Origin of the sequence: Streptomyces sp. NPDC017979 (genome assembly GCF_044328175.1) — a bacterium.
Lineage (GTDB): Bacteria > Actinomycetota > Actinomycetes > Streptomycetales > Streptomycetaceae > Streptomyces.
Genome location: NZ_JBIRGU010000014.1, coordinates 211,594 through 221,830, shown reverse-complemented (window position 1 = coordinate 221,830; position 10,237 = coordinate 211,594). Strand labels below are relative to the sequence as shown.

Genomic DNA, 10,237 nt, shown 5'->3' with positions numbered 1-10,237 from the left:
GGTTCGAGTCCCGTCACTCACCCTGATTGATCAAGGGCTGACCTGTGAAAACGGGTCAGCCCTTCTTCATGCCCAAACTCTTGGGAACATCATGGGAACACAGCCCGGTGATCTGGTCGTATCGTCGGCCCATGGCGAGCATCGTGGAACGGCCCAAGAAGGACGGCACGGTCACCTACCAGGTCAAGTGGCGGCAAGACGGGGGCTGGCAGACCGAGAACTTCAGCGACGACGGCCAAGCCGACCAGTTCAAGAAGCTGGTCGAGGCCCACGGCAACCGGTGGCCGCACGGCTGGGTTCGAGGGAAGGGCTTCGTCGAGGAGCCCTCCATCCCCGGCGACGTCCCCTGGGTCGAATACGGCACCCGCTACATCAACCGCCTCACCGGCATCGACGAGCGCACGCGTGAGGACTACCTCCGCGAGCTGCGCATCCACCTCTCCCTTCTCCAGCACGTCGATGCCGCCGGCCGCGAGCACCCGGCAACGGTGTGCAACGTCACCCAGGACGACGTGACCGACTGGGTCCGTGTCGAGGAGAAGGGCGAGCCGGACCCCGACGGCCTAGAGAAGTGGGCGCGGCGGCCGGCTGACCCGAAGAGCATCGCGAACCGGCACGGGCTCATGTTCTGCATCTTCCAGGCCGCCGTGGAGGCCACCCCGCAGCTCCGCACCACGAACCCCTGCAAGAGGACGAACCTGCCCCGTGTGGACGATCACGTCGACGAGGAGATGTGCTTCCTTGAGCGCGACGAGTACGCCCGTGTCGCGGCGGAGATCACGGACCCTGACGCGCGGGACCTGGCCGACTGGCTGGTGGGCACGGGGATGCGCTGGGGTGAGGCGTCCGCGCTGAAGGTGTCCGATCTCAACCTCACCTCGGACAGGCCGTCCGTGAGCGTCCAGAGGGCGTGGAAGAAGGCGAAGAAGGGGAGCCTTGGCGGGTCGTTCTTCCTAGGGCCGCCGAAGACCAAGAAGGCGCGGCGGATCATCGCGCTGGCGCCCGCGCAGGTGGAGGTGGCTCGGCGTCACGCGACGGGGCGCAGCCACGACGACTACCTGTTCCGCACGGCCACGGGGCGGCACTGGCGGCATTCGAACTTCTACCACCGGAAGTGGCAGCCGGCTGTGCGGCTCGCGATCGAGAAGGGGCTTCCGAAGCGACCGCGTCTGCATGACCTGCGGCACACGCATGTGGCGTGGCTGATCGGTGCGGGCATCCCGCTGCCTGCGATCCAGATCCGGTTGGGCCATGAGTCGATTCAGACCACGGTCGACCGGTACGGGCATCTGGTGCGTAGCCTCGACGACGACATCATTACCGCCGTCGAGGCCGTCATGGGTGTTCCGGCGCCGCGGGCGGGGCTTAGGGCGGTCTGATGGTGGTGGGGCGGTTCAGCCGCCCCACTGCTGCCTCCACAGGCCGTCGCCGACGATCCTCGCGCAGTAGGCGTTCATCTCGGCGAGGCATTGCGCGGTGATCTGCTTCTCGCGGATCATCCAGACGAAGGCACCGGGCTTCTCGACGGGGAAGCACAGGACGCCGTCGGGTAGGAGTCGGGCGGGGACGATCTCCCAGGAGGCACGGGCGATGGAGCGGCCCTCTGCTGGCTTGTCCGCGCGGTGCGCGCAGTCCGACTCGTCCCAGTCCTGGACCCATTGCCCGTACTCCAGGAGCGGCCGCTGAAGAGCGGTGAGCCGCTCACACAGAGCGGCGGTGGCGTGGCCGGGGCGGAAGTACGCGGTGGCGTGTCCGGCAGCCTCGGTGATGTACGCGACTCGATCGGCTGGGATGCAGCCGTCGGTGTCGATCTGGTAGCGGATCTTAGCGATGGTGCGCATCTCTCCCCCATGCTATCGGCGCACTCCACCGTAGTCGCACGTACGTTCGAACGGCAGTGCGCACCGGAGCTTCACATTCCACCCCCAGGCGGAGCACCATCATGCACCGGAGTGAAACGTTTGACTAGCAGTTACGCCAGTCGCACGCAGGGTTAGGTGAGGCTTACTGCTTGAGCCACGCATCCATCACGGCGAGCATCTTCCTGCGATCTTCAGGAGAGAAGGCGGAGAAGCGGGAGAGGAACATCCGCCCCTCCTCGTCGTCGGCATACACGGTGTCCACACCGAAGAACTCTGCTGCCGCAGCATCCTGGACCACGCGCAGCGGCACGGCGAGCCCAACCGCCATACCTCGCAGCGCCGCCAACTTCGGCGGCTCCACGGGCTGTCCGGTCTCCAGGCGATGCAGCCAACTGTCCTTCACGGACTGCTGCCCACTCTCCGGATCGACGCACCGCTGAGCGAGCTTGAGGTAGCTCAAGCCCAGGGCAGCCCGTCGCTCCCTGAGGAGGTCTCGGAGCTGTGTCCGCTCAGGCGCGGGCGCTCGGTCTTCGGCAGCCATGAGGCTCATCCTGCCACTCCGTGTCATGTCATGGGCTGTGGGGTGTCCATGTGACCAGCGGGGTGAGAGGCGCATTCCCCCTGGTGGTGCGGGACCCCTCATCCCGCACGCTGGACAGATTGTCCACGCAAATGGCCGGCACCGCCAGAGGGGGCTGCGCCAACTCCCCTGCCAGATAGGCGATATCCAAGCCCCTGGACGTTCCATCCAAGCTGTGCAATGCTTCAGCCATCCAAGCAGTGCAATGAATCGCCGCACGAGGTGGACGTGACCAGACCTGCCCCCTGTTACAAGATCGTCAGCATCACCCTCCTGGAAGCGCTGATGAAGCGCACCGGCCGTGGCGACGCGGTCAGCATCCGCCAGCTCGCCGACCGGGCGGGCGTCCCTCACGGGACCATCGGCAACCTCCTCACCGGCGAGCAGATCGGCGTCCGGGACGAGGCCACGGCCCACGCCATCGCCGCCGCGCTCGGCGTGGACCTGCTGGTCCTGTGGCTCCCCGACGAGCGCGCCGCGTCGGCGCTCCCCCGGGCGCAGCTCCGCGCCGTGGCGACGGCATGACGACGCGCCGCTTCACCTACCCCGAGGCCGCCGAGGAACTGCGCGTCGAGGAGCGGTGGTTGCGCCGGAACATCGGCCAACTGCCGCACTCCAAGAAGGGGCGCGTCGTGACCTTCACGGCGGCTGACCTCGACCGCATCGACCAGATGCACCACCACGAGCCGTCGACCGGCCCACTGGCAGTGGCGTCGGCGCCGATGGCGGGGGCGCACCCGCTGGCGTACCTGAAGCCGCTGCCCTCGCGCCGTACCGCATAGGTCGGGGCCGCCCCGGACCGGGCCTGGTCCGTACGCGACCCCTGCGCATCACCAACCCCACCGATCAGTACACGATCGAGAGGAGAGGACGCGTGTCCTCATCATCCATGAACACCCCGCTGGTGTTCACCTTCCCCGAGACCGCGCAGCACGTGCGGTCCGTCATGGTCGACGGCGAGCCGTGGTTCGTCGGCAAGGACGCCTGCGACGTCGTCGGGATCAGCAAGTACCGCGACGCGCTCGCCCAACTCGACGCCGACGAGAGGGTGTCCGCGGTCGTGGACACCCTTGGCGGCCCGCAGCAGATGGTGCTCGTCTCCGAGCCCGGTGTGTACGCGCTGATGCTGATCTCCCGCTCGCCGCGGGTGAAGCCGTTCCGACGCTGGCTGACGCACGAAGTGATCCCGTCGATCCGCCGCACCGGAGCGTACGGCGCCGCGCCGCGGGAGATGACGAAGCTCGACGCGCTCCACGCGGCGATCGAGTCGGAGCAGGCTCGTGTCGCTGCGGAGGCCCGCGTCGCCGAGCTGGAGCCGGTCGCGCACTCGTGGAACACGCTGGCGACCGCCGAGGGGGATTTCGCCGTCGCGGACGCGGCGAAGATCTTGTCCCGCGACCCGAGCATCAAGACCGGCAGGAACCGACTGTTCGGCATCCTTCACGAACTGAGCTGGGCCTACGTCCAGAACGCGGACCACCGGTACAGGGCGAAGCAGTACGCGATCGAGCGGCGCTGGTTGTCGGAGCTGCCGCAGTCGCACTACCACCCGCGGACGGGTGAGCTGGTCTTGGACGCCCCGCAGTTGCGGGTGACGGTGAAGGGGCTGCACGAGTTGCACAAGCGGCTCGGTGGTACGGCCCAGATGGTGATCCCGTCCACGGCGACGCTGGGCGGTGCGGCATGACGACGCCGACGACGAGCTTGCCGCCGGTCGCCTGGGATGTGGCCGTCGAGACGGCGCGGTTGAAGGAGCAGCACGCGAACCGCCTCGTGGTGGAGCGGCTGGCCGAGGAGTTGAGCCTGCCCGCGCCGACGATCGTTGCCCGGCCCGAGCTGGTGTACGTGTCGGTCGCCGACCCGGACGAGCTGGTCGAGTGGCTGGGGGCGTTGGGCGGGGAGATTCAGCGGTCCGCCGTGTTCGAGGGCGTGCAGTTGTGGTCGCTGCGGACGTTCGCTCTGCCGTCGTCGTCTGGTTCGCGGGTGCCGGTGCGGGTGTCCGTGCCGGTGCCGGTGGGTGAGTCCGTGATGCCGGAGCTGCTGCGGGCGGTGGCGTCGTGAGCGCCCGGGACGAGGTGGCCGCCGCGGTGGCTGAGCAGGGTGCGCTGCCGCTCGGGCACGACCGGCCGGCCGTCGAGGTGCAGCCCTGGCTGGACGCCGCGGACCGGATCGCCGAGCTGAAGGCGTCGGCCGCCGACGCCGAGGCGGGTGACGTGTCGTGATCTGGATCGTCATCGTCGCCGCGCTGATCTGGGGCGCTGGGTGCATCGCCATCCGGTACGCGGTCGAGCCGCACACCACCACCGTGTCGGAGCCGGGACGCCCGGTGCTGGCCGCCTGCTCGTGCGGCCGGCCCCTCGCGTCGACCGCCGCCCGCTGCTCGGACTGCCCGGGAGGCCCCGGTGCGTGACGACGACCTCGACGAGACGCCCGACTGGGCCCGCGCGATGGCCGAGGACGGCTTCGGCGACTACGGCCGCTGGCGCCCCGTACCCGCTCCCGCGCCCACCACCACGACGACCACGACCGGAGGACCCCGATGAGCGCGTTTGCCGATCCCAATCCAGGCGATCAGTCGCCCGCCCGCCTCGCCGCGATCCAGGCTGTACGGGACCATCCCAGCACCACGTTCATGGCCCCGTACGAGTCGCTGGCTGATGCGGTCCTGACCGCAGCCCGTCCACTGATCCGTGCCGAGGTGCGCGCCGCCGCGCTGCGGGAGGCCGCTGACGCTCTGGGCCAGCGGGCCGCTCGGATGCGGCGGATCGCAGGGTCCCCGACCGAGGCACGGGCAGCGGCATCGTGGGCCGACGCCGGGCACGCGATCCGCAGCATGGCCGCCGAGGCCGCGCCCGCCGCCGAGCTGGTGCCGCCCGCGGCCGAGGACGTCACGGTCTACCGCGCTTCCCACGACTCCATCGTCATGGGCCTCTACCAGTCCGCGGCCGAGGCCCGCCGGCACTGCGAGACCGAAGAGCGCCGGACGTGGCGCGCCGGTCGGCGAGCCACCCTCGACTGGATCGAGGACGAAGACGAAGAGGGCGGCGTCGCCGAACTCGTCATCGAGGCCGGCGGCATGGAGCGCACCACCGGCTACGTCGTCGAGGCCCTCACCGTCGCCGCCGTGTACGACGAGGAGGCCGACGAATGACCCTCACCGACGCCGAGTTGGACCAGCTCATCAAGGACATCGGCCTCAAGCGACCCCGCGGTGGTAGCCAGCGCAAGCCGATCGCGCACGGCACCTACGCCGGATCGAAGCAGCACCGCTACCGCAGGGAGCCGCTCTGCGAGCCCTGCCTAGAGGCAGAGCGCGACCAGCAGCGAGACCGGGCGCGCGTTCGCCGCGCGGGCGGTGACGCCGCATGACGAACACCGCGCTGGCCGGGGCGCACACCGCCCCGGCCACCGGGCCCGCGCCCCTCCGACCCCGCGTCGCCCAACTCCTCGCCGCGATCCACGCCCAGGGGGGCCGGTGGTCCACCGGCCGTGTCCAGACCTGGCGGCGCCGAACCGGCAGCCCGGTCACGCAGCGGGGCACCGCACGGCGCGACCTCGAACTCCTCGCCCGCCTCGGGCACCTCGACACCCGCGGCCCACACGACGGGCGGCACTACACCCTCCGGAGCAGCCGGTGATCGCTACTGGAAGCGACGAGTACTCGGAGCACCTCGCCGAACGCATCGGTCAGTTCATCGTCGACTCCGACGCGAACAGCCCCCGCAGCCTGCAATCCGCCATTGGCCCCAGCGACGTCGGGGAACCGTGCGAGCGGCAGCTCTCGTACCGGATCCACGATTGGCCCCAGGTCAACACTCGCCACGACCCGATCGCCGCGGTCATTGGCACCGGGTTCCACATGTGGATGGCCGAGAAGTTCGAGGCCCGGCAGACCACCCTCGCCAACGGGCAGCCGCGGTACCGCATCGAGGAACGCGTCACCGTACGCGAGGGCTCCACCCCGAACGCGGCACTCGCCGGATCGTCGGACCTGTTCGACCGGCTGACCGCGCTCAACTACGACTGGAAACTCGTCGGCCTGTCCAGCTTGGACAAGTACCGGCGCCAGGGCCCCAGCCAGAAGTACCGCATCCAAGCCCACCTCTACGGGCTCGGGCAAGAGAACGCCGGCCAGCCCCCGTCCCGGGTCGTGGTCGTGTTCATCGCCCGCTACCACGAGCTACGCGTCCACGTGTGGTCCGAGCCGTACGACAAGCAGATCGCCCTCGACGCGCTCGCCCGCCTGGATCGCATCTACCAGCGCATCTACGACCTCAACCCCGAGGCCCACCCGGAGCGCTGGTCCCAGATCCCCACCGACAAGGCGGCGAACTGCCGCTTCTGTCCGTGGCTGAAGCCCGGAAGCGACGACCTCTCGCAGGGATGCCCCGGAGCCCAGACCGAAGCCAAGAGCAGCCAGCTCGAAGCACTCATCGCATAACACAGAAAGCAGACACACCATGACAACCCCGCAGCAGCAGGTTCCCTCCGCCGACGACTTCCTCATGGGCGGCGGCGTCCCGAGCGCGAAGTTCCCCGCCCTCGGCACCACCGTGTCCGGGCGGATCACCGAGCGGCCCACCGTCGAGCAGCAGCGCGACTTCACCACCGGCGAGCTGAAGTTCTGGGACGACGGGAAGCCGCAGATGCAGCTCGTCGTCACCCTCGCCACCGCCGAGCGCGACCCGGCCAACCCGGAAGACGACGGGACCCGCCGCCTCTACGTCAAGGGCCAGATGAAGAACGCCGTCGCCGCCGCGGTCCGCGGCGCCGGGGCCCGCGGTCTGGAAGTCGGCGGAACCCTGTCGGTCACCTACGCCCGCGACGGGCAGAAGTCCAACCCGCGGTTCAACGCGCCCAAGAACTTCGACGCGTCCTACGTCCCGGCGGCGCAGAACGAGCTGAACACCCCTGACCCGGTGGCGCAGCAGCCCATCGCGCAGCAGCCGCCCGCCGCGGCTCAGGTCCCGGGGATGACGGCGGAGCAGCTCCAGGCCGCGATGAACTCCCCGGCCACCGCGGCGCTCGTCGCCCAGCAGCAAGCCGCAGCCGCAGCCAGTAGCGGCGGCGTGGCCCCCTTCTAACCCCCTCGCAGTACCGCCTTCCTGCAACACCGCCCGGGGCGGCCGGCCTCCACACCCCGCCCCGGGCGACGACCCTCACGCACACGTACAAGGAGCCACCGTTGAGCGACACCACAACCCCAACGCTCACCGCAGCGCTCGCGCTGCACGCCGCGGGCTGCTCAGTGGTGGCCGTACGAGCCGACGGGACGAAACGCCCCCTCGGCGACTGGAAGCACGCCCAAACCCAGCGCGCCGACGAGCAGCAGGTGCGCGCCTGGTTCGCCCACGGACACCCCGGGGTGGGTGTGGTGTGCGGCGCCGTGTCCGGTGGACTGGAGATGCTCGAACTCGAAGGCCGCGCCGTCGTCGAAGGAGTCCTCGACGACCTGACCACAGTCCTCGACGCCTCCGGACTCGGCGACCTGTGGTCCCGCCTCGCCACCGGCTGGGCGGAACGTTCCCCCTCCGGTGGCCTCCACCTCCACTACCGCGTCGCCGACGCCCCCGTACCCGGGAACACCAAGCTCGCCTCCCGCCTCGCCCGCGACGACGAGCTGACCGACGCCGAGCAGCAGCTCCTCGCCCGGCACCCCGGGAAGCGCATCATCAGGCCCCTCATCGAGACCCGCGGCGAAGGCGGCTTCGTCGTCACCGCGCCCAGCAGCGGACCGGTGCACCCCACCGGCGCCCCGTACGAACTCCTCGCCGGCGGACCCGCCACCACCCCAAGCATCACCGCGGACGAGCACCGCGCACTCCACGCCGTGTGCCGCATGCTCGACACCGTCCCCACGGATGAGCCTGGTGATCACATTCGAGGCTCCTCGAATGTGATCAACGAACCGGTCGACGAGGCCGCCGCGTTCCTCTTCGGCACCGGCCCAGGCCCCGACACTGGTGTCTCCCCGGGGGACGACTACGAAGCCAAGACGACCTGGGCCGACATCCTCACCCCGCACGGGTGGAAGCTGCTCTTCACCTCGGGACACACCTCGTACTGGCAGCGCCCCGGGAAGAACGGGAGAGAGCCGAGCGCCACCACCGGCCGCGACCCGGCACGCGACCGCCTCTACGTGTTCACCACGTCCACCGAGTTCGCCACCGAAGTCCCGTACACCAAGTTCGGCGCCCACGCCCTCCTCAACCACGGCGGCGACCACACCGCCGCCGCGGGAGCGCTCCGCCGCCAGGGCTACGGCCAGCCCGCGCCCGAGCCCCCACGCCGCCACCTCACCGCCGTCCCCACCCCCGTCGCGCCTGTGGACGGGACCGCCGCACTCAACGTCGTGCAGCACCCGACCTCCGAGCCGCAGACGTACACCCGCACCGACGACGGGAACGCGCTCCGGCTCATCGACACCCACGAGACCGAGATCCGCTACGTACCGCAGCGCGGTCGCTGGCTCGTTTGGGACGGCCACCGCTGGGCATGGGACGACGCCGGCGCCGTACGGGAAATGGCCCGCGCCATCGCCCGCGAACTCCCCAACGGAGAGGGCGAAGCGAAGCACCGCGCCCGCTCCCTCTCCGCCGCCGGGATCTCCGCCATGGTGGCCATGGCCACCACCGACCCGCGCACCGTCGCCCACGCCCACCAGCTCGACGCGCACCGCATGCTCCTCAACACCCCCGCCGGCGCCGTCGACCTCACCACCGGGACGATCACGGCGCCGAACCCCGACGAGATGCACACCCGGTCCACCACCGTCGCCCCCGACCCCGAAGCACCCACCCCGCGGTGGAACGAGTTCCTCGCCCAGACCTTCGGCGACGACACCGAACTCCTCGGCTACGTCCAGCGCATGGCCGGATACTCCGCCAGCGGCTCCGTGAAGTGGCACATCCTCCCCTTCCTCCACGGCCCGGGCGGCAACGGCAAGGGCGTCTTCCTCAACGTGCTGCGGGGCCTCCTCGGCGACTACGCAGCGACCGCGCCGAACGCGTTCCTCATGGCCGGAGGACAGCGCCACGAGACCGAGATCGCCCGCCTCCACGGGCTGCGCCTCGTCATCGCCTCCGAGGTCAACCAGGACGCCAAGTTCGACGAGGCGAAGGTCAAGGAACTCACCGGCGGGGATGGACTCACCGCGAGGTTCATGCGGCAGGACCACTTCACCTTCGAGCCCACCCACAAGCTGTGGCTGATGGGCAACCACCAGCCCCGCGTATCCGCCGGCGGCAACTCCTTCTGGCGGCGGCTGCGCCTCATCCCCTTCACTCACACCCCCACGGAGATCATCGAAGACCTTGACCAACTCCTCATCACCGAGGAAGGCCCCGGGATCCTCGCCTGGATCGCGGCCGGGGCGGTGGCCGTGTTCCGCAGCGGGCTCCAGGACCCAGACTCCGTGAAGGCCGCGACCGCCCAGTACGCCGCCGAGGAAGACGCCCTCGCCCGGTTCATCGGCGACTCCTGCCACCTCGGCGGAGGAACCCACGTACTGATCAACACCGCCAAGCTCCGGGCCGCGTACGACGACTGGTGCCGCGCCGAAGGCGAGACCCCCCTCAAGCCTCAGGTCTTCGGCCGAGAGCTGCGGACCCGCTTCGGCATTGAGCAGATCCGCTCCAACGGGCGCCGCTTCTACGTCGGCATCGCGGTCCTCGATCGGTCACTGGATGACGACCGCGACGACGAGCCCGAGGAGTAGACCGTGGTCGTGATCCTTCAGCCCGGAGAGCACAACTCGGACATCCTTTTCATACCCGGCGCCAGGCCCCTCGTCATC

16 protein-coding genes are annotated in these 10,237 nt (G+C 70.0%); 14 read left to right on the top strand and 2 right to left on the bottom strand.

The window, feature by feature from the left end; genetic code table 11:
* The first annotated feature begins 131 nt into the window (after window positions 1-131).
* Window positions 132-1,379: a tyrosine-type recombinase/integrase gene (locus ACH4E8_RS29630; RefSeq protein WP_398453934.1), complete on the top strand. Its 1,248-nt coding sequence runs from the start codon at window positions 132-134 to the stop codon at window positions 1,377-1,379.
* A gap of 15 nt (window positions 1,380-1,394) precedes the next feature.
* On the opposite strand, the gene ACH4E8_RS29625 is transcribed toward ACH4E8_RS29630, so the two are convergent.
* Together ACH4E8_RS29625 and ACH4E8_RS29620 are read right to left on the bottom strand one after the other, a co-directional pair.
* Window positions 1,395-1,841, bottom strand: coding sequence for a hypothetical protein (locus ACH4E8_RS29625; protein ID WP_398453932.1), 447 nt, complete (start codon window positions 1,839-1,841; stop codon window positions 1,395-1,397).
* 163 nt (window positions 1,842-2,004) lie between these two features.
* Entirely contained in the window at window positions 2,005-2,403 is a 399-nt protein-coding gene (locus tag ACH4E8_RS29620; RefSeq protein WP_398453930.1) for a helix-turn-helix domain-containing protein, read from the bottom strand.
* Window positions 2,404-2,670: 267 nt separating this feature from the next.
* Between ACH4E8_RS29620 and ACH4E8_RS29615 the strand changes: the two genes are divergently transcribed.
* The 13 genes from ACH4E8_RS29615 to ACH4E8_RS29555 all read left to right on the top strand — a co-directional run bounded on the left by ACH4E8_RS29615 (window position 2,671) and on the right by ACH4E8_RS29555 (window position 10,159).
* Window positions 2,671-2,967, top strand: coding sequence for an XRE family transcriptional regulator (locus ACH4E8_RS29615; RefSeq protein WP_398453927.1), 297 nt, complete (start codon window positions 2,671-2,673; stop codon window positions 2,965-2,967).
* Window positions 2,964-3,224: a helix-turn-helix domain-containing protein gene (locus ACH4E8_RS29610; RefSeq protein ID WP_398453925.1), complete on the top strand. Its 261-nt coding sequence runs from the start codon at window positions 2,964-2,966 to the stop codon at window positions 3,222-3,224. Before ACH4E8_RS29615 ends, ACH4E8_RS29610 begins: the two co-directional genes overlap by 4 nt.
* A gap of 92 nt (window positions 3,225-3,316) precedes the next feature.
* Window positions 3,317-4,129, top strand: a complete 813-nt coding sequence (locus ACH4E8_RS29605; RefSeq protein WP_398453923.1) for a phage antirepressor — start codon at window positions 3,317-3,319, stop codon at window positions 4,127-4,129.
* Window positions 4,126-4,503: a hypothetical protein gene (locus tag ACH4E8_RS29600; RefSeq protein WP_398453921.1), complete on the top strand. Its 378-nt coding sequence runs from the start codon at window positions 4,126-4,128 to the stop codon at window positions 4,501-4,503. Before ACH4E8_RS29605 ends, ACH4E8_RS29600 begins: the two co-directional genes overlap by 4 nt.
* Window positions 4,500-4,664 carry a hypothetical protein gene (locus tag ACH4E8_RS29595; RefSeq protein WP_398453920.1) on the top strand — a complete coding sequence of 55 codons (165 nt, stop codon included), beginning with the start codon at window positions 4,500-4,502 and terminating at the stop codon, window positions 4,662-4,664. Before ACH4E8_RS29600 ends, ACH4E8_RS29595 begins: the two co-directional genes overlap by 4 nt.
* Window positions 4,661-4,852 (top strand): hypothetical protein, encoded by a 192-nt coding sequence (locus tag ACH4E8_RS29590; RefSeq protein WP_398453918.1) that lies wholly within the window; start codon window positions 4,661-4,663, stop codon window positions 4,850-4,852. Before ACH4E8_RS29595 ends, ACH4E8_RS29590 begins: the two co-directional genes overlap by 4 nt.
* Window positions 4,845-4,985 carry a hypothetical protein gene (locus ACH4E8_RS29585; RefSeq protein WP_398453915.1) on the top strand — a complete coding sequence of 47 codons (141 nt, stop codon included), beginning with the start codon at window positions 4,845-4,847 and terminating at the stop codon, window positions 4,983-4,985. The genes ACH4E8_RS29590 and ACH4E8_RS29585 overlap by 8 nt, the downstream gene beginning before the upstream one ends.
* On the top strand, window positions 4,982-5,593 hold the full coding sequence (locus ACH4E8_RS29580; protein WP_398453912.1) for a hypothetical protein: 612 nt from the start codon (window positions 4,982-4,984) through the stop codon (window positions 5,591-5,593). Before ACH4E8_RS29585 ends, ACH4E8_RS29580 begins: the two co-directional genes overlap by 4 nt.
* Window positions 5,590-5,811: a hypothetical protein gene (locus tag ACH4E8_RS29575; RefSeq protein WP_398453910.1), complete on the top strand. Its 222-nt coding sequence runs from the start codon at window positions 5,590-5,592 to the stop codon at window positions 5,809-5,811. Before ACH4E8_RS29580 ends, ACH4E8_RS29575 begins: the two co-directional genes overlap by 4 nt.
* Window positions 5,808-6,080, top strand: coding sequence for a hypothetical protein (locus ACH4E8_RS29570; protein WP_398453908.1), 273 nt, complete (start codon window positions 5,808-5,810; stop codon window positions 6,078-6,080). Before ACH4E8_RS29575 ends, ACH4E8_RS29570 begins: the two co-directional genes overlap by 4 nt.
* The gene (locus ACH4E8_RS29565) at window positions 6,077-6,883 is read left to right on the top strand and encodes a hypothetical protein (protein WP_398453905.1); all 807 of its coding nucleotides are present in this window, start codon (window positions 6,077-6,079) and stop codon (window positions 6,881-6,883) included. The genes ACH4E8_RS29570 and ACH4E8_RS29565 overlap by 4 nt, the downstream gene beginning before the upstream one ends.
* 19 nt (window positions 6,884-6,902) lie before the next feature.
* Window positions 6,903-7,526, top strand: coding sequence for a hypothetical protein (locus tag ACH4E8_RS29560; protein ID WP_398453903.1), 624 nt, complete (start codon window positions 6,903-6,905; stop codon window positions 7,524-7,526).
* A 101-nt stretch (window positions 7,527-7,627) separates the two neighbouring features.
* Complete coding sequence (locus tag ACH4E8_RS29555) at window positions 7,628-10,159, top strand: phage/plasmid primase, P4 family (protein ID WP_398453901.1); 2,532 nt, start codon at window positions 7,628-7,630, stop codon at window positions 10,157-10,159.
* Window positions 10,160-10,237: the final 78 nt, after the last annotated feature.